At 72.7% G+C, this 17869-nt stretch carries 14 protein-coding genes and 1 pseudogene; 5 read left to right on the top strand and 10 right to left on the bottom strand.

The annotated features are described in order from the left end of the window. Nucleotides 1–31 precede the first annotated feature (31 nt). The 3 genes from O7619_RS23425 to O7619_RS23415 form a co-directional block, all read right to left on the bottom strand. Nucleotides 32–2035: a hypothetical protein gene (locus tag O7619_RS23425; RefSeq protein ID WP_282283451.1), complete on the bottom strand. Its 2004-nt coding sequence runs from the start codon at nt 2033–2035 to the stop codon at nt 32–34. Nucleotides 2036–2306: 271 nt separating this feature from the next. After that, nucleotides 2307–3974 carry a hypothetical protein gene (locus O7619_RS23420; protein WP_282283450.1) on the bottom strand — a complete coding sequence of 556 codons (1668 nt, stop codon included), beginning with the start codon at nt 3972–3974 and terminating at the stop codon, nt 2307–2309. 308 nt (nt 3975–4282) lie between these two features. Beyond that, nucleotides 4283–5758: an aminopeptidase P family protein gene (locus O7619_RS23415; RefSeq protein ID WP_282283449.1), complete on the bottom strand. Its 1476-nt coding sequence runs from the start codon at nt 5756–5758 to the stop codon at nt 4283–4285. A gap of 114 nt (nt 5759–5872) precedes the next feature. On the opposite strand from O7619_RS23415, the gene asnB reads away from it, so the two are divergent. Beyond that, on the top strand, nt 5873–7834 hold the full coding sequence (gene asnB, locus O7619_RS23410) for an asparagine synthase (glutamine-hydrolyzing) (RefSeq protein ID WP_282283448.1): 1962 nt from the start codon (nt 5873–5875) through the stop codon (nt 7832–7834). A gap of 57 nt (nt 7835–7891) precedes the next feature. Here the strand turns inward: asnB and O7619_RS23405 are convergent, their stop codons facing one another. After that, nucleotides 7892–9031 carry a lytic polysaccharide monooxygenase gene (locus tag O7619_RS23405; RefSeq protein WP_282288915.1) on the bottom strand — a complete coding sequence of 380 codons (1140 nt, stop codon included), beginning with the start codon at nt 9029–9031 and terminating at the stop codon, nt 7892–7894. A gap of 319 nt (nt 9032–9350) precedes the next feature. On the opposite strand from O7619_RS23405, the gene O7619_RS23400 reads away from it, so the two are divergent. Beyond that, nucleotides 9351–10280, top strand: a complete 930-nt coding sequence (locus O7619_RS23400) for a carbohydrate kinase (protein WP_282283446.1) — start codon at nt 9351–9353, stop codon at nt 10278–10280. A 57-nt stretch (nt 10281–10337) separates the two neighbouring features. Here O7619_RS23400 and O7619_RS23395 read toward each other — a convergent pair. Continuing rightward, a pseudogene (locus O7619_RS23395) lies at nt 10338–11180 on the bottom strand (Bcr/CflA family efflux MFS transporter); the annotation flags it as partial. A 62-nt stretch (nt 11181–11242) separates the two neighbouring features. On the opposite strand from O7619_RS23395, the gene O7619_RS23390 reads away from it, so the two are divergent. Together O7619_RS23390 and O7619_RS23385 are read left to right on the top strand one after the other, a co-directional pair. Next, entirely contained in the window at nt 11243–11704 is a 462-nt protein-coding gene (locus tag O7619_RS23390) for a MarR family winged helix-turn-helix transcriptional regulator (RefSeq protein WP_282283445.1), read from the top strand. Nucleotides 11705–11761: 57 nt separating this feature from the next. After that, nucleotides 11762–12664, top strand: coding sequence for an aminoglycoside phosphotransferase family protein (locus O7619_RS23385; RefSeq protein WP_282283444.1), 903 nt, complete (start codon nt 11762–11764; stop codon nt 12662–12664). Nucleotides 12665–12677: 13 nt separating this feature from the next. Here the strand turns inward: O7619_RS23385 and O7619_RS23380 are convergent, their stop codons facing one another. Both O7619_RS23380 and O7619_RS23375 read right to left on the bottom strand, forming a co-directional pair. Next, nucleotides 12678–13508 carry an MBL fold metallo-hydrolase gene (locus tag O7619_RS23380; protein WP_282283443.1) on the bottom strand — a complete coding sequence of 277 codons (831 nt, stop codon included), beginning with the start codon at nt 13506–13508 and terminating at the stop codon, nt 12678–12680. Then, nucleotides 13505–13909, bottom strand: coding sequence for a hotdog domain-containing protein (locus O7619_RS23375; RefSeq protein ID WP_282283442.1), 405 nt, complete (start codon nt 13907–13909; stop codon nt 13505–13507). The genes O7619_RS23380 and O7619_RS23375 overlap by 4 nt, the downstream gene beginning before the upstream one ends. Nucleotides 13910–14023: 114 nt before the next feature. Here O7619_RS23375 and O7619_RS23370 point away from each other — a divergent pair, with 114 nt between their 5' ends. Next, nucleotides 14024–15082 (top strand): phosphatase PAP2 family protein, encoded by a 1059-nt coding sequence (locus O7619_RS23370; RefSeq protein ID WP_282283441.1) that lies wholly within the window; start codon nt 14024–14026, stop codon nt 15080–15082. 98 nt (nt 15083–15180) lie between these two features. Here the strand turns inward: O7619_RS23370 and O7619_RS23365 are convergent, their stop codons facing one another. The 3 genes from O7619_RS23365 to O7619_RS23355 all read right to left on the bottom strand — a co-directional run bounded on the left by O7619_RS23365 (nt 15181) and on the right by O7619_RS23355 (nt 17633). Further along, complete coding sequence (locus tag O7619_RS23365) at nt 15181–16548, bottom strand: PH domain-containing protein (protein ID WP_282288914.1); 1368 nt, start codon at nt 16546–16548, stop codon at nt 15181–15183. Between the two features lie 268 nt (nt 16549–16816). Next, a complete protein-coding gene (locus O7619_RS23360) occupies nt 16817–17353 on the bottom strand; it encodes a PH domain-containing protein (RefSeq protein ID WP_282283440.1) in 537 nt (178 codons plus the stop codon). A 49-nt stretch (nt 17354–17402) separates the two neighbouring features. Next, a complete protein-coding gene (locus O7619_RS23355; RefSeq protein WP_282283439.1) occupies nt 17403–17633 on the bottom strand; it encodes a hypothetical protein in 231 nt (76 codons plus the stop codon). Nucleotides 17634–17869: the final 236 nt, after the last annotated feature.

The following is a 17869-nucleotide window of genomic DNA, read 5'->3' as shown; positions in this document are numbered from 1 at the left end:
GGGGGCCGGTGCGTACCCCGGGGTCGTCGGGTCAGTTGAAGCAGTCCTCGACGGTGTTGGCGCAGTTGGTGGGGTCGTTGTTGCTGATGAGGGATTCGTCGTCGAGCGTGACGTGTCCTTCGTGGTTGAGGATGCCGCCGGCGACGCGGTGGAGCTTTGCGGTGTCGGTGGCGGTGTTCTCGGTGACGTGGGTCTTGGTCAGGGTGATCTTCGCTTTGTTGTTGAAGATGCCGCCGCCGTTGAGGGCGGTGTTGCCCTTGATGACGGTGTTGCGCAGGGTGAGGGCGGCGTTGTCGTCTTCGTCCTGCGGGCGGGTGAGGAAGCCGTCTTCGATCTTGATGAGCCACTGGCCGTTGTAGATGCCGCCGCCGAAGCGGTTGGCGGTGTTGTCGACGATGACGCTGTCGGCGATGGTGGCGCTGCCCTCGTCCTTGGTGTTCGGGTAGCCCCAGTGCTTGCCGCCGGTGGTGACCACGCCACCGCCGTCGCCGTCGGCGTGGTTCTTGGCGATGACGGCGTGGTCGACGTCGAGGTCGGTGTTCTCGGCGTAGATGCCGCCGCCGTTCTCGCAGGCGGTGTTGCCGGTGATGTGGGTGAAGGAGACGGTGACGTACCCGCCGCTGCTGAACAACCCGCCGCCGTTCTTGCCGGCGTGGTTGTTCGACAGCGAGGACTTCTCGCCGTCCTTGCCGCCGTCCTTGCCGTGGTCGGAACCGATGATCTCGACCGTGCCGGCCTCGTCGTGCTTGCCGGTCGGGACGTAGCTCTTCAGCTTCGAGGCGTCGGCGCCGTGCTTGCCGGAGAGGCCGCTGCCGTTGGCGATGCCGCCGCCGTTGCCGCCCGCGGTGTTGTCGTCGACCTTGGTCTCCTCGACCTTGAGGATGCCGCGGTTGAACACGCCGCCGCCGTCGCCCTGGGCGTGGTTGTTGACGACCTTGCTCTCCTCCAGCCACACGCGGCCGAAGTTCGCCACCGCGCCGCCGTTGTGCTCGGCGCTGTTGTCGGTGAGCTTGACGTTTGACAGGTGGGCGCTGCCGCCGCGCTCGACCAGCAGCGCGCCGCCGTCACCGTCGCCCTCCCGCTTCTCGACGGCAGCCGTCGTCACTGTCGTCGCCGCCGTCGCCGTGGTGGCCTTGGCCGTGGTGGCCGTCGCCGTGGTGGCCTGCGCCGCGGTGGCCGTCGCCGTGGTGGCCTGCGCCGCGACCGGAGCGGCCTTCACGGCTGCCGGAGCGGCGGGTGTGGCAAGCACGGGTGCGGTGGCGGACCGGGCCGCGGTGGTGGCCGCCGCGCCCGCGACCGCCGGCTGGGCCGGGGCGGCGGGGGCCGGCAGGGCAGCCGTGCCGTTCGCCACGGCGGGCGCCACCATCTCGGGCTCTCCCAGGTACTTGAACTCGGAGGCGTTGCCGCCGGAGATGGTGAGGTCCTTGAGGGTGAGGGCGCCGCCGTCGACGACGCGGAAGATCCGGAAGGAGTCTTCGGCGTCGCGGGTGATGGTGGAGCCGTTGCCCTTGATGGTGACGTCCTGCTTGATCTCGGGCAGGGCGCCGCCGATCTTGCGGTCCTTGACGTCGAGTTCGTAGGTGCACTTCTCGGCGAGCTTCAGTGTGCCGCCGTGGTCGCGGTTGGCCAGTTCGATCGCGTCGACCAGGGCGTCGTCGTCGCAGGGCACCTCGCGGGCCTTGCCGTGGTCGCCCTCGGGGCCCCACTCGCCGTGGCCCCGGCCCCACTCGCCCTCGTCCCGGCCCTCCTTGCCGTCCTTGCCGTGTTCGTCCTCGCCGTACTCGCCCTTGCCGTGCTCGTCCTCGGTGGCCTCGGCGTCGTGGTCGCCGTCGTTGAGCTGCTGCGCGGTCGACCACTTCACGTCGGCGAGCCGGTGTGGACCGGTCGCCCCGGTGGTCGCGTACGCCACGCCGGCGAGGCTGACCGCTCCGGTCAGTCCCACAACGCCCGTGGCGAGCCAGAGCCGGCGACGCCGGAAGGGGGAGACGGTCTCGCGAGTGGTGGCGTCATCGTTGTTGCGAAGGTAGTTGGACATCGGAGCTCTCTGCCCTCTCCTTGTACCTGACAAGGTCGCTTCGCCACAGCGAGGCGGCCTTCGCTACAAATCGGTTGTAGCTGCTGAGAACGAACTTATGAGAACGTTCTTCGCCTCGTGGCCATATACGAAAAAAACCCGCATAAGGGTGCGGGTGGGTCCGGCCGGCGCAGCGGGGGCGGGATGCCCCGGCCGGGCACACCGTGCCCCGAAGTGGGAGCCCTCCTCCCGCCCGGGGTCGGCGGAAGGAGGGCTCGCCGGGGTCGTCGGGTCAGTTGAAGCAGTCCTCGACGGTGTTGGCGCAGTTGGTGGGGTCGTTATTGCTGATGAGGGATTCGTCGTCGAGCGTGACGTGTCCTTCGTGGTTGAGGATGCCGCCGGCGACGCGGTGGAGCTTTGCGGTGTCGGTGGCGGTGTTCTCGGTGACGTGGGTCTTGGTCAGGGTGATCTTCGCTTTGTTGTTGAAGATGCCGCCGCCGTTGAGGGCGGTGTTGCCCTTGATGACGGTGTTGCGCAGGGTGAGGGCGGCGTTGTCGTCTTCGTCCTGCGGGCGGGTGAGGAAGCCGTCTTCGATCTTGATGAGCCACTGGCCGTTGTAGATGCCGCCGCCGAAGCGGTTGGCGGTGTTGTCGACGATGACGCTGTCGGCGACGGTGGCGAAGCCCTCGCCGGTGTCCATGCCGCCGCCGTCGTGGCCGGCGTGGTTGCCGGCGATGATGACCTTTCCGACGTCGAGATCGGTGTTCTCCGCGTCGATGCCGCCGCCGTTCTCGCAGGCGGTGTTGCCGGTGATCGCGGTGAAGGAGACGGTGACGTACCCGCCGCCGCTGAACAGCCCGCCACCGTCGCGCCCGGCACGGTTGCGGCTGAGGGTGCTCGGCGAGGTGTCCTTGCCCGCCCAGCCCCCGGTGATCTCCACGGTGCCGGCGACCTGCCCGACACCGGTGCGACGTCCGCCGCTGCCGTTGGCGATGCCGCCGCCGTTGCCGCCTGCGGTGTTGTCGTCGACCTTGGTCTCCTCGACCTTGAGGATGCCGCGGTTGAACACGCCGCCGCCGTCGCCCCGGGCGTGGTTGTTGACGACCCTGCTGTCCTCCAGCCACACGCGGCCGAAGTTCGCCACCGCGCCGCCGTCACCTCCGGCGTTGTTGCCGGCGAGCGTCACCTGCGCGAGGCGGGCCTTGCCGCCGCGCTCGACCAGCAGCGCGCCGCCGTCACCCTCGTACCGCTTTCCGCCGCCGCCCGCCGGGGTCGACCGCACCGATCCGCCCGGGTCCGTGACCTCGGAGGCGTTGCCGCCGGAGATGGTGAGGTCCTTGAGGGTGAGGGCGCCGCCGTCGACGACGCGGAAGATCCGGAAGGAGTCTTCGGCGTCGCGGGTGATGGTGGAGCCGTTGCCCTTGATGGTGACGTCCTGCTTGATCTCGGGCAGGGCGCCGCCGATCTTGCGGTCCTTGACGTCGAGTTCGTAGGTGCACTTCTCGGCGAGCTTCAGTGTGCCGCCGTGGTCGCGGTTGGCCAGTTCGATCGCGTCGACCAGGGCGTCGTCGTCGCAGGGCACCTCGCGGACGTCGTCGTGATCCTCCGCGCCGCCCCGGGCGCCCCACTCCGGGCCTTCCCGACCGTGGGCGTCGTCCCGACCCGGGCCGGCGTCGGAGAGGTCCTCGCCCTTCGGGTCGTGGCCGGCGCCGTCCTCGCTCGTCCGGCCGTCCTCGGGGGAGTCGTCGCCGGCGTTCGGTGGCGCGGTCGCCCGGTTGTCCGCCACCCGCTCCGGGTCGCCGGCCCTGTCGTGGCGGGCGGCGAGCCCGCCCAGCGCCGCCAGGCCGACGATGCCGGTCAGCCCGGCCACGCCGGTGGCTACCCAGAGCCCTCGCCGCCTGCTCGTCCGCGGCGGCACCATCGGTGCCCCGTCGTCGGGAGTCGTCACGTCGTCGGACATGCGCGCGTTCCGCCCTTCGATCCGTCTCAAACGGTCATACGGCCACGGGCCGCACGAGAAGCCGCAAACGACGCGGCCTCCGATGTGCACCGTAAAAGAGAGATCTTCGCGAGGGACGCTTATCCGAAAAACCCCCACATAAGGTCCAGAAGACCCCACCCCGGCATGCGCCAAGAGTCGACTGCCGTCCCGCATTACGGGATCAGTGTTCCGGAATTCAAGACAAGCGAAGACCTTGGTGGGAAATGGCCCCTATGAGGGCCATTTGCTTCCAAGATCTCCGTGGCAGCGGGCGGGGCGGGGGTGGGTCAGCCGGGGAGGCGGGGGCCGGCCTCACGCTGCTCGGCCAGCCAGGTCTCCACCTCGTCCGAGCGGCGCGGCAACCCGGCCGAGAGGTTCACCGGGCCGTCGGCGGTGACCAGGATGTCGTCCTCGATCCGGACACCGATGCCCCGCAGCTCCTCGGGGACCAGCTCGTCCTCCGGCTGGAAGTAGAGCCCGGGCTCGACGGTCAGCACGTAGCCCTCACCCAGCGAGCCCTCGCGGTAGTTTTCCTTCCGCGCGTTGGCGCAGTCGTGCACGTCGATGCCGAGCATGTGGCTGGTGCCGTGCAGCGTCCAGCGACGGTAGACCGTGGAGGCCGGATCCATCGCCTCGTCCACGCTCACCGGCAGCAGCCCGAGGTCCTTGAGCGCCTCGGCGAGCACCCGCATCGAGGCCAGGTGGACGTCGCGGAAGCCCACCCCCGGCTTGCACATGTCGATGCCGGCCTGCTGGGCGGCGTGGACCGCGTCGTAGACCTGACGCTGGAGCGGGGTGAACCGGCCGTCGACCGGCAGCACCCGGGTGACGTCGGCGGTGTAGAGGTTGCGGTTCTCCACACCCATGTCCATGAGCAGCAGGTCACCCGGACGGGTGACGCCGTGGTTGTGCACCCAGTGCAGGACCGTCGCGTGCTCGCCGGCCCCGACGATCGAGCCGTAGCCGACGTCGTTGCCGTCGTGCCGGGCCCGCAGCGCGAACAGCCCCTCCAGCAGCCGCTCCGAGATCACCCGGTCGGCCGGCAGCGCCCGGGCCACGTCCTCGAAGCCGCGCACCGTGGCGTCGCACGCCTCCTGGAGCTGCGCGATCTCCCACTCGTCCTTGACCAGCTTCAGCTCGGAGATCGCGATGGCCAGCTCCCGGTCTCGGGGCGGCTGGTCCTCGGCGCGCGGCCCGTCGTAGCGGCGCACCGCGGCGTCCACCCGGGCGTCGAAGCCGCGCAGCACCCGGGTCCGTGCCGGGGCCAGCCCGGCCAGCGCCGCGTCCAGCTCGCTCAGGTCGGCCGTCGGCAGGCCCAGCTCGGTCGACGTCTCGCGCAGCGTCGGCCGGCGACCCACCCACAGCTCGCCGTGGCGGCTGCGGAAGAACTCGTCGGTGGCCCGGGACGACCGGGGCCGCATGAAGAGTGTGGCCTCGCCGCCCGGGCGCAGCACGAGCACGCTGTCCGGCGCGTGGTCCCCGGTCAGGTACGCGAAGTCGCTGCCCGGCCGGAACCGGTGCTCGGTGTCGTTGGCGCGTACCTTCTCGTTGCCCGTGGGGATGACGAGCGTCTCGTCCGGGAACAGCGCGGACAGCGCGGCCCGCCGCTTGGCGTGGTTGGGCACCTCCGGGCGGGGGGTGACCGACAGCTCGGTGTCCCGCCAGCCCTGCCGCATGAACGACAGGAACGCCTCCGGGAAGTCGGGGTCGTGCGACTCCGTGCCGTCCGCCGGCTTGCCCTGCCGCGCCTGATCCTCGGCCATGATCCCGCCCCTCCCTGAGCCTCGTCGCTGGTCCCGACGGTACCGCGCGCACGACGGCGGGGAGTGCCTGCGGTGCCGCGACGGTGGCTTCCGGCGCGTGGAAAGATGGCCCCCATGTGCGGACTCCTGGCCTTCTTCAGCGCGCGCGGCGACGCCGCCGCCCACCGCGACCACATCGCCGGCGCACTGGAGTGCCTGCACCACCGTGGCCCGGACGAGACCGGGGTCGAGGTGGTCGGCGACGCCTCCGGCCGGTACGCGGACGGCGTGTTCGCGCACAAGCGGTTGGCGATCATCGACGTGGCGCTCAGCCACGAGCCCCTGCCGTACGCGGGCGGGCGCTACCTGCTCACCTTCAACGGCGAGATCTACAACTACATCGAGCTGCGCGACGAGCTGATCCGCGACTTCGGCGCCCAGTTCGCCACCAACGGCGACGGCGAGGTGATCGTCGCCGGCTACCACTACTGGGGTGAGCAGGTGCTCACCAAGCTGCGCGGCATGTTCGCGTTCGTGATCTGGGACCGGCAGGAGCGGCGGGCCTTCGGCGCCCGGGACTACTTCGGCATCAAGCCGCTGCACTACCTCCAGACGCAGGACGGTCTCTATCTCGCCTCGGAGAAGAAGGCGCTGCTGCCGTTCGCGCACTCCGCCTACCAGGGCGACGCGGGGATCGACACCGCCAACCTGAGCCACTACCTGACCCTCCAGTACGTCCCGGAGCCGGGCACGCTGCACAAGGGCATCAGCCGGATCGGGTCGGGGGAGTACCTGACCTGGAGCCCGGACGGCCGGATCGACGTACGCCGCTGGTACCGGCCGGTGTTCCGCCCGGCGTCGGTCTCCGACGAGCAGAAGCTCTACCACGAGATCCGGGAGACGCTGCGGGAGAGCGTCCGGATGCACATGCGCTCGGACGTGCCGGTCGGCTCGTTCCTGTCCAGCGGCATCGACTCGACCGCCGTGGTGGCCCTCGCGCGCGAGTTCAACCCGAACATCCTCACCTTCACCGTCGGCTACGACGTGCCCGGCTACTCCGAGATCGACGTGGCCCAGGAGTCGGCCCGGCACCTCGACGTGACCACCATCCCGACCAAGATCGGTCCGCAGGACATGATCGAGGCGCTGCCGAAGATCGTCTGGCACCTGGACGACCCGGTCGCCGACCCGGCCCTGGTGCCGCTCTACTTCGTGGCGAAGAAGGCCGCCGAGCACGTCACCGTGGTCCTCTCCGGCGAGGGCGCGGACGAGTTCTTCGGCGGTTACACGATCTACCGGGAGCCGCTGTCGCTCAGCTCGGTCAACGGGCTGCCGGACGGCGTGCAGAAGGGCCTGCGGGCCGTCTCCAAGGCCATCCCGCAGGGGGTCAAGGGCAAGAGTTTCCTGGAGCGCGGCACCACCCCGATCGAGCAGCGCTACTACGGCAACGCCCGGATGTTCACCGAGGAGGAGAAGCAGCACCTGCTGCGCCGTTACGACCCCTCGGTGCGCTACACCGACGTGACCGCGCCGATCTACGCCGAGTGCGCCGAGCTGGACGACGTCACCAAGATGCAGTACGTCGACCTCTACACCTGGTTGCGCGGCGACATCCTGGTCAAGGCGGACCGGATCTCGATGGCGCACTCGCTGGAGGTCCGGGTGCCGTTCCTCGACCGGGAGGTGTTCAACGTCGCCGCCGGCATCCCGGTCGACCTGAAGCTGCCGCCCCGCTCCGAGGCCACCAAGTACGCCATGCGCCAGGCGTTGCAGGGCGTGGTGCCGCCGGCCATCGTCAACCGCAAGAAGCTGGGCTTCCCGACCCCGACCCGGGTGTGGCTGCGTGGCGAGATGTACGAGTGGGCCCGGCACGTGCTGTCCACCTCGGGCGCCGGTGACCTGGTCGACCTGTCGTACGCGCTGCGGCTGCTCGACGAGCACAAGCGGGAGGAGGCCGACCACTCCCGCAAGGTGTGGACCGTGCTGATCTTCTGCATCTGGCACGCGATCTTCGTGGCGAAGACCCTCGACCCGGGCATCCAGCGCAACCAGTCGGCGCTGCTCACCAAGCCGGTCGTCGGCAGCATGGTGCGCTGACCCACGGCGTGACGAAGGGCCCCCGGCGCGCTGCCGGGGGCCCTTCTCAGTGCGGTGTCACCTGCCGGTGCAGGTGACCGTGGGTAGCGTGTTCTGGCCGGAGATGTTCGCGGTGAAGCCGAACGTGGTGGTGCCCTCCGGTGCGACGCTGCCGTTGTAGGAGGCGTTGGTGACCGTCACCGACGAGCCGCTGCCGCTCAGCGTGCCGTTCCACACCTGGTTGATGGTCTGGCCGCTCGGCCAGGTCCAGTTCGCGGTCCATCCGGAGTACGTCCGGCTGCTGTGGTTCATGATCATGACCTCGCCCTGGAAACCACTGCCCCAGGAGCTGACCACCTTGTAGACCGCCATGCAGTTGCCGGCCGGCATGGTCGGCGTGGGGGTCGGGTCGGTCGGCGTGGGGGTCGGGTTGGTGGGCGTCGGCGTCGGGTTGGTGGGCGTCGGGGTCGGGGTGGTCGGCGTGGGGGTCGGGTTGCCGTTGCCCGAACCGATCCCGGTCACCTCGCCGTTGCCGCCGTCGAACGTCACGTCGGAGCAGCCGAAGAAGTTCTCCTGGCTGTCCGAGCGGACCCACCGCGAGTAGATGATGTGCCGGCCGCTCTTGTTCGACGGCAGGGTGCCGTTGAAGTAGTAGTGGCCCTCGTTGGTGCCGACCGCGCCGCTCTGCGGCGGGTTGGTCACCTGGAGGAACGGCTGCTGCTCCAGGTCGCTCCAGGCCAGCGGCCGGGTCGGGCTCCAACTGTCCTTGGTCACGTAGAAGTAGAACGTGCCCGGGTGGTGGGCCCAGTTGCTGTAGCGGAACTCCATCGTCCGGCCGGCCGTCAGGTGCGTGATCGGCCAGTCGTTGCGGGCGGCGTCGTAGCCGCTGAAGTTCGGGTTGCCGCCGCTGCACAGCTTGCCGTCCGGGATGAACCCGGTGGTCCGGCCACCCGCGTCGGAGCGCAGCACGCTGAACCAGTTGTAGAGCGAGTTCGGGCCGTTCTCCGCGACGGCCGACGCGCAGGCCGGGTTGTTCGGCCGGATCTCGCCGCTGCCGGTGAGGCCGTCCTTCCAACACAGGTAGGTGCGGGCGCCCGGCGTCATCGCCGCGCCGTGCGCGGCGGCCGGGTCGGGACTGGAGGCCAGGGCGAACGCGCCCAGGGCCAGGGTGAGGGCCGCGGTGACCAGCGCGGCCGTACGGGATCGGTGCACGGGGATCTCCTGACTCGCGGAGCGTGACCCAACCTGCGGTCCGCCCCGCTGCGATGAGCGGATGCGACGATCGCGGTGCCCGCGCCCGGCGGTCGGCCGGGGCCTTCGGGGACGCGCACCGCCTGCGGTCCGTGTCACGGACCGTGGATGCCCTCGCGTCGGCTCGACCCGGCGACGCGGCAGCCCCCCGCGCCCTTCCCGGTAGGACAATCCCACCACGTCCGGCCGCCGCACGCAATAGCCGCGAGTCGATGCCCCGGGTCGCGTCACATCGGTCCGCACGGATGCGCCAGGATCGACGGCGGGACAACCGGAGGGAGCGGGCATGGGGTACGCGGTGGTGCTCGGTGAGGCGTTGGTCGACCTGCTCGACGCCGAGCACGACGGGGAACCCGTCTACCGGCAGGCGATCGGTGGCGGGCCGCTCAACGTGTCGGTGGCCGTCGCCCGCCTCGGCGGTGACGTGCAGTTCGTCGGGTCGCTCGGCGACGACGCGCTCGCCGCCCGGATCCGCGGCTTCCTCACCGACGCCGGCGTGGGGCTGGCCGGGGCGGTGACCGTGCCCGCCCCGACCGCACTGGCCGTGGCCACCTTCGCCGGCCCGGAGCCGGAGTTCCGCTTCTACGGCGAGCCGCGCTCGTACGCCCTGCTCGGCCCGGACGACCTCGACGTGGCGCTGATCGAGGGCGCGGACGTGCTCTACTGCGGCTCGATCGTGCTGCTCGACCCGCCGGTGCTGGCCGCCGCCCGCCGGGCCTGGTCGATCGCCGGCGGGCTGCGGGTGTTCGACCCGAACGTGCGCCCGAACCTGCTCACCGCGCCGGGCGCGCTGGACGGGCTGCGGGCCGTGGTCGCCGAGTTCGCCGCCGCCGCCCACCTGGTCAAGCTGAGCGCGGTGGACGCCCGGGTGCTCTACCCGGACGAGCCGGTCGAGGGCGCCGCCGCGTACCTGCGGGAGTTGGGCGCGGCCACCGTGGTGGTCACGCTCGGCGCGGACGGCGCCCTGGTCGCGGCTGCCGACGACGTGGTCCGCGTGCCCGCGCCGAAGGTCGACGCGGTGGACGCCACCGGCGCCGGTGACTCGGTGATGGGCGCGCTCGTGGCCGACCTGCTCGCCGTCGGCGAGCCGGCCGACGCCGCCGGCTGGCGGGACCGGGTCGCGTTCGCGTTGCGGGTGGCCGCCCTCGTGTGCGAGTCACCCGGCGGCGCCACCGCCATGCCCACCCGCCCCGCCGTAACCGCCCGCTTCGGATGAAAGGCGGGGGCCCCTGTTAACGCATTCGGTAGAGGCGGGGCCCCTTGTTAACGCCGGCTGGCCGGTGGCCACCAGCGCGAGCGCGTTCACCCCGAAGACCACGCTGAACACGGCCGCCGAGACGCCGAAGACGTCCTGAAAGACGAAGGACGACCCCGAGATGTACGCGAACAGCCCGGCGAACGCGAAGCCCTGGGTCAGCGCGTACCCCAGGTAGACCCGGTCGGCGACAAGCGACCGCATGGTCCGGGCGGTGGTGGCCAGGCCGCCGGTGCTGCGGCGTTCGGCCGGCAGCGTCTCCGGCAGGCGCAGCGCGACCGCGACGGCCAGCAGCGCCCCGATGACGGCGAGGGTGACGAAGACCGCCCGCCAGGAGCCGACCCGGAGCACCAGGCTGCCGACGCTCGGCGCGGCCACCGGCGCCACGCCGAAGACCAGGGTGAGCCGGGAGAAGTACTTCGCCGCGTCCCGGCCGGCGTAGAGGTCGCGGACCACCGCGCGGGCGACCACCACGCCCATACCGCCGGCCAGCCCCTGCGCGAACCGCGCGGCGGCCAGCAACGGGGCGTTCGGCGCGGCGGCGCACGCGAGCGCGAGCACCGCGTACGCGACGACGCCGACCAGGACCGGACGGCGTCGCCCCCAGCGGTCGCTGAGCGGGCCGGTGACCAGTTGACCCAGCGCCAGGCCGACCAGGCAGGTGGTCAGCGAGAGCTGGATGCCGGCCTGGTCGGCGTGAAGCTCGCGGGCCATCGCCGGGAACGCCGGCAGGTACATGTCGAGCGAGAGCGGGCCGATCGCGGTGAGCGTCCCGAGCAGCACCAGCAGGCCCACGCCGCCGCCGGGCGGGGTGTGGCGGTCGGCGGACGGGCGCGCGGCGGTCCGCACGGTGTGGCTCACGAGGGGTCTCCCAGGATCGGCGGTCCGGGTTACCTTATCTCTGTAGTCAGAACTATTGCGATGTGAAGCAGGTGACCCGGGTGCCGACCGACGAGGAGATCGCCCGGCTCGGGGCGAGGCTGGGGGAGCTGCACCGCCTGCTGCGCCGCCGGACCCACGCCCGCGCCGACCGGGAGCCGCTGCCCGAGGCCCAGGTGGAGGTGCTCCTGCTGGTGCGCGCCGCGCCCGGGATCAGCGGCAAGGACGTGGCCGCCCGTCTCGGCACCGCGCCCAACACGGTCAGCACGCTGGTGCGCGACCTCACCGACGCCGGACTGCTGGTCCGCGACCGCGACCCCGCCGACCGCCGGGTGATCCGGCTACGCCTCACCGACGCCGCCCACCGGCGGATGACCGACTACGAGGTCCATCGCGCCGCGCTGCTCACCGAGGCGCTGGCCCGCCTCGACCCGCCGGCCCGGGCCGCCGTGCTCGCCGCCGCCCCGCACCTGGACGCGCTGCTCACCGCGCTGCGCGCGCCCTGACCGGCGCGGGCGCGGAAATCGGTGGCCCCCGGCCGGCCCCGACCCGATGATCACCACGTGACGTTGCACCAGGACGAGGTACCGGCCGACGAGTCGGTGGTCCGGTCGCTGCTGGCGGAGCAGTGCCCGGCATGGGCCGCGCTGCCGTTGCGTCCCGCCGGCGCCGGCACCGACAACACCATGTACCGGCTCGGCGACGACCTGCTCGTCCGCCTACCCCGCACCGCCGAGAAGGCCGCCTCCCTGCGCAAGGAGCAGCGATGGCTGCCGCGCCTGGCGCCGCGACTGTCGTACCCGGTGCCGCAGCCGAGGCACGCCGGCGCGCCGTCCGCCGCGTTTCCGCTGCCCTGGTCGGTCTACCGCTGGATCGACGGCGACGAGGTCAGGCCCGACACCGTCACCGACTGGGCCGCCCTCGGCGCCGACCTGGCCGCCGCGGTCCGGGAGCTGCACGCGCTCGACCTCGCCGGCGCGACCCGCGCGGGCGAGTTGAGCGGCTACCGCGGCGGCAGCCTGCACCCGTGCGACGAGTGGATCAGCGGGGCGCTCGACGACTGCCGGCGCACCATCTCCGACGAGGTGGACGTCGACCTGTTGGAACGGCTGTGGCGCGACGGCCTCGCCCGGCCCGAGCCGCCCGGCCCGCACGTCTGGCTGCACAGCGACCTGAAGCCCACCAACCTCCTCGTCCGCGAGGGCCGGCTGCACGCGGTCATCGACTTCGGGGGCCTGACCGTCGGGCATCCCGACGCGGAACACGCCCCGACCTGGGACCTGCCGCCCGGGGCCCGGCACGCCTACCGGGAGGCGCTCGGCGTGGACGACGAGACCTGGGCGCGGGCCCGGGCCTGGGCGATCGCCGCGGCGGCCGGCGGCGTCTCGTACTACTGGCACACCTTCCCGACGTTCGTCGCCGAGTGCCGCGCCCGGCTGCGGTCGATCGTGGCCGACGCCGACTGAGCCGGCCGGCCGCTCACGCCGTGCCGTCGAGCTCCGCGTAGCCGCGGCGGGCCGCGATCAGGCCGGGCCGGGCCCCGAACGGCGACTCGGCGGCCACCCGCTCCGGCGGGGCGCTGCCGGTGTGGCCGGCGCGGATCAGCCACGCCTGCCGCGCGAGCTGCGCGTGCTGCTCCCGGACGAACGCCGCGTCGACCGGCTCGCCGTGCCCCGGCACCACCACCGTGGTCGGCGTGGTCAGCCGCAGCAGGTCGGCCACCGCGTCCGGCCACCGCAACGGGTACGACTCCTCGAACGCCGGCGGCCCGCTCTGCTCCACCAGGTCACCGGCGACCAGCACGTCCGCGTCCGGCACCTGCACCACCAGGTCGGCGTCGGTGTGCCCGTGCCCGGGATGGCGCAGCACCACCCGCCGGCCGCCGACGTCGAGCACCGTCTCCTCGTACACCTCGTCGGTCGGCGCCCCCAGCTCGGTGTGCGCCAACTCCTCGGCCAGCGCCGGCTGCTCGGCGCGCATCTCCTCGTACGCCGCCCGGCGCAGCTCGTCGGGATGATCCCGCAGCACGGCCGCGGCCTGGGCATGCGCGTAGATCCGCGTGCCCGGCTCGGCGGCCAGCGTGGCGTTGCCGAAACAGTGGTCGAAGTGGTGGTGGGTGTTGACGATCGTCCACGGGTGCGGCGTCACCGCCCGCGCGGCGGCCGACAGCTCCCGCGCCTGGCCGGCGGTGGAGAGCGTGTCCACCAGCAGCGCGGCGCCGTCGCCGACCACCAGCACCACGTTGACGTGCAGCAGCGGTTCACGCAGCAGATGTACGCCGGCGGCGATCTCGACGAAACCGGCGGTCATGACGCCCGCACGGCCCGCTCGACGAAGCGCTGCCGGTCGACGAGCGCCCGCTCGACGCGCCCCTGCGCGGCCACCGCGTGCCCGTCCGTGACGGTCACCTCGAAGACCAGCCGGCGGCCGTCCACCTTGACCAGCTCGGCCTGGGCGGCCACGGTCCGCCCGACCGGGGTGGCCGTGCGGTGCTCCAGCTCGACCCGGACGCCGACGGTGGTGGACCCGGACGGCAACCGGGTCGCGACGGCCGCCACCGTCGCCGCCTCGGCCAGCGCCACCACCCGGGGAGTGCCGAGCACCGGCACGTCCCCGGAGCCCAGCGCCAGGGCGGTGTCCGCGTCGGTCACGGTCAGCTCGACCCGGGCGGTCAGCCCCGGTGCGACGGGCGACTCCGGCTGCTCCTGCATGCGCCCGAGCCTAGTGCAGCGAGACGGGGGGCGTTCGACCTCCGGCCCGGCGCGCGCCGACGCTCCGACGGTCGGCGTCGGCCCGCCCGTCGCCCGCCGTTAACCTAGTTCGCGATGGCCGTGCTGACAGATCCTCCGCCCCCCGCCCCCGCCGGACCGACCGCGTCCCCCGACGGCGGGCGTCGCCGCGTGATCGCGATGACCGTCTGGGGCATCGCGTTCGTGGCCGCCTGGTTCGCCATCGGGCTACCCACCGACCCGGCGTACGCGTTCCTGTGGATCTGGGCCGGCACGGTCGCCTGGAACTCGGCCCGGCCGTGGCGCAGTCACCTGCGCTTCGCCCGGGACTGGATTCCGGTCGTGCTGCTGCTCGCCGCGTACAACCTGTCCCGCGGGTTCGCCGACAACGGCGCCACCCCGCATGCCATGGAGCTGATCGTCGCCGACCGGTTCCTGACCGGGTGGGCCACCGGCGGTGAGGTGCCGACCGTCTGGCTCCAGCAGCACCTCTACGACCCCGACCAGGTGCGCTGGTGGGACGTGCTGGTGAGCTGGATCTACTTCTCGCACTTCGTGGCCACGCTTGCCGCCGCCGCGGTGCTGTGGATGCGCAACCGGGCCCGCTGGGTCGGCTACATGGCCCGGTGGGGCTTCCTCTGCGCGGCCGGTCTGGTCACCTACTTCGCCTACCCGGCCGCCCCGCCGTGGTGGGCGGCACAGAACGGGCTGCTCACCGAGGTGGCCCGGATCTCCACCCGGGGCTGGAAGGAGATCGGCATGCACGGCGCGGGCAACCTGCTCAACGCCGGGCAGATCGCCTCCAACCCGGTGGCCGCGATGCCGTCGCTGCACACCGCGTTCGCGTTGTTCGTGGTGCTGTTCTTCCTGCGTTCGGTGCGCAGGCGGTGGTGGCCGCTGCTGCTGGCCTACCCGCTGGCCATGACGTTCACCCTGATCTACAGCGGCGAGCACTACCTGATCGACGTGCTGGTCGGCTGGGCGTACGTGGGGATGACGTTCCTGGTGGTCGGCCTGGCCGAGCGCTGGTGGCGGGCGCGCCGCGCCCGCCGGGACGGCAGGCCGGCCGCCGTGACCGGCGTCACCGCCCCCGCCGCCGGCCCGGACACGGAGTTGACCGCCGACCAGGACGCGATCCCCGCCGACCGCCGCTGACCCGCCCGCGCCCCCGCGCGCGGCGGTGCGGGCGGCGGGCGGCGGGTGGTTAAGAAGGGGCCCCGCCTATACCGGAGGCGTTAAGAAGGGGCCCCGCCTTACGCGGAGCGGCGCGCGGACCGGGACCGGGCGGTCAGCTCCGCGGCCAGCTCCCATGCGTCGGCCAGGTCCCGGTCGACCGCCGCCGCCCCGGACCCGCCTGCGGTGTCGGCGTGCACCGTGGCCAGCCGCAGGCGCCGCTGCGCCGGGCCCTGGGTGACCCGCACGCTCTGGATCCGGGCGTACGGCACCAGCGTCAACCGGCGGGTCAGCAGCCCGGAGCGGGCCACGAAGACCCGCTCGTCCAGTCCGGCGCCGACCGCCGCCCGGCTCAGTGGGCGCAGCCAGCGGGCCCGCGGCGGCGGCGGCGTGCCGGGCAGCGCATCCAGCCGTACGCCGGGCAGCACCTCCGCCACCACCAACTCCCCGGTGCCGGCGTCGCCGACCGGCAGCAGCCGGTCCGGGCGGTTCCGGTCGTCCGGCTCGCCGGCCGAGTAGCCGGCCACCTCCAGGCGCAGCCGCAGCCAGCCCTTGACCCGCCAGAGCAGCGGCCAGGTCACCCCGACGGTCTGCACCCGGTGCAGCGGCACCGTCTGTACCCGCGTCTCCAGCAGCCCGTTGTGCACCCGCAGCGTGTCGCCGTCCCGGTCGAGCCGGAAGCTCCAGTCGTCGAGCACCCGGCGGACCGGTTGCAGCACCACGCCGGCCATCGCGGTGAGCGTGCTGGCCACCGCGATGAACGACCACGAGCCCTCGGACAGGAACTGCGCCACCACGAAGGCCACGCCGACCGGCAGCAGGAACGCCTGCGGCGTGAGCAACTGGCTGACCAGCAGATCCTGGTTGCGTACGACGTGCAGCTCGCGCCCGGCCGGGGCGGGCGCGGCCGGCACGCCGCCGTCGGTGGGTGCGGTCGTGGGCGCCGGGGCCTGGCCGGCCACGGCGAGCAGTCGCTGTCGCAGCGCGGTCGCCTCGGCCACCCCGAGGTACGCCAGCGGCGCCTCGGTCTTGCCGCCACCGACCACCTCCAGCCGCAGCTCCGCCAGCCCGGTGAGCTGGGCCAGCAGCGGCCGGACCACCTCCACCGCCTGCAACCGCTCCAGCGGGATGGCCCGGGTACGCCGCCACAGCAGCCCCTCGTGCACCCGCAACTCCCGCCCGACCACGTGGTATCCGGTGTTCCACCAACTGATCACCGACAGCACGGTGGCACCGAGGACGAAGACCGCGACGAGCACGGCGAACCAGCCGAACCCGACCCGGGACAGGGTCGACCAGGAGAGCCCGGCGATCACCACGACCAGCGACTTCGCGCCGTGCAGCGCCGGACTCAACGGGTGCAGCCGCTGCCGGGGCTCCTCCCCGCCCGGCGGTCCCCACGGCTGAGCCTGCGGGCCCGGCGGTGGCCCCCAGGCGCCGGCCGGCACCGGGCCGGGCCACGGCTGCGCCTGCGGGCCGGACGGCGGCCCGTAGCCGGGCGGGGGCCCGTAGCCCTGCGGGGGGAAATCCGGCGGTGGGGCGGAACCGGGCGGGCCGTATCCCGGTGCCGGCGGCCACGGTTGCCCGTTCGTCACCGGTCCCGGGACGGCCGGCGGGAGCGGTCGTTCCTCCGGCGGCGGTGGCACACCCGGAGCGCTCACCGGAGAACCCCCGTTCGCGACTGCGGGGCTCGCAACCCCGGCTCGCTCCTCGCGCTCACAGGCCCTCCGCCCGGTCTTCGCCCAGGGCGGTGAGCCGGTCGCGCAGTCGCGACGCCTCGGCCGGGCGCAGGCCGGGCACCCGGGCGTCGCTTGCCGCCGCGGCGGTGTGTAGCTGCACGGTGGCCAGGTCGAAGGCGCGTTCCAGCGGACCGGCGCTCACGTCGACGAACTGCATCCGCGAGTACGGCACGATGGAGAGCCGCCGCACCAGCAGGCCGTGGCGCACCAGGAGGTCGTCCGCGCGTTCGGCGTACCCCCAGGCGCGGACCGCGCGCACGATGGTGATCGTCCGCCAGGCGGACAGCAGCAGCGCCACGCCGACGGCGGCGCCGAGCAGCCAGTGCCCGGAGAGCGCCCAGGCGGCGCCGAGCACCACAAGCGCCACGGCGAGACCGATGCCGAGCCGGATCAGCTCCACCCAGATCAGGTCGCGGGAGATCGACTGCCAGGGAACCGTCTCCGGCCAGGGCTCCAGCGGGCTGGAGGGGCCGGTCGGGGTGGTCGGCCGGCCGGCGAGGTCGTCGCCGTTCACCGAGGGGGACCGCCGTGTTCGCCGGCGCGGGGCCTGATCGTCTGTTCGCTCACGATTCGAGCGTAGGCGATCCGGGCAGCGGCACCACCTCGCGCAGGAAGCCGCGCGCGTCGAGGAAGTCGCCCAGGGAGGTGCGGTGCGTCGGGCAGGCCAGCCAGGTCTTGCGCCGGTCGGGATTGTGCAGCCGAGGGTTCTGCCAACGCAACTGGAACGTCGCGGGGGCACGACACCCCCGCGCCGAGCAGACAAGCGCGTCGTCGTCCGGGGTGGGAGTGTTCACCGGAGCGAGTCTAGGCCGCACGCCGGGAGTTTAGCGCCGGGCGGCCACGGGGGGAGCCGCCCGGCGACGGGGTGAATCGTACACGCGCCGGACCCCATTTTGTCCACCCGTGTTCAGCGTTTTCCGCGCGGCTGCCGGGCGTGGCGGAAAACGTGCCTCTCCCACCCTCGGCTCTCAGGGAGGCATGACAGTCTTGATACGCACCACGACGCGACGACGACCCAGATGTGGAGGAC

This window comes from Micromonospora sp. WMMD998 (assembly GCF_029581235.1).
Lineage (GTDB): Bacteria > Actinomycetota > Actinomycetes > Mycobacteriales > Micromonosporaceae > Micromonospora.
This window is presented reverse-complemented; position numbering and strand designations above follow the sequence as displayed.

Excerpts from the sequence above, each read along its gene's own strand:
- asnB (WP_282283448.1), top strand. The coding sequence starts at position 5,873 with ATGTGCGGACTCCTGGCCTTCTTCAGCGCGCGCGGCGACGCCGCCGCC.
- O7619_RS23400 (WP_282283446.1), top strand. The coding sequence starts at position 9,351 with ATGGGGTACGCGGTGGTGCTCGGTGAGGCGTTGGTCGACCTGCTCGAC.
- O7619_RS23415 (WP_282283449.1), bottom strand. The coding sequence starts at position 5,758 with ATGGCCGAGGATCAGGCGCGGCAGGGCAAGCCGGCGGACGGCACGGAG.
- O7619_RS23425 (WP_282283451.1), bottom strand. The coding sequence starts at position 2,035 with ATGTCCAACTACCTTCGCAACAACGATGACGCCACCACTCGCGAGACC.
- O7619_RS23420 (WP_282283450.1), bottom strand. The coding sequence starts at position 3,974 with ATGTCCGACGACGTGACGACTCCCGACGACGGGGCACCGATGGTGCCG.
- O7619_RS23370 (WP_282283441.1), top strand. The coding sequence starts at position 14,024 with ATGGCCGTGCTGACAGATCCTCCGCCCCCCGCCCCCGCCGGACCGACC.
- O7619_RS23375 (WP_282283442.1), bottom strand. The coding sequence starts at position 13,909 with ATGCAGGAGCAGCCGGAGTCGCCCGTCGCACCGGGGCTGACCGCCCGG.
- O7619_RS23380 (WP_282283443.1), bottom strand. The coding sequence starts at position 13,508 with ATGACCGCCGGTTTCGTCGAGATCGCCGCCGGCGTACATCTGCTGCGT.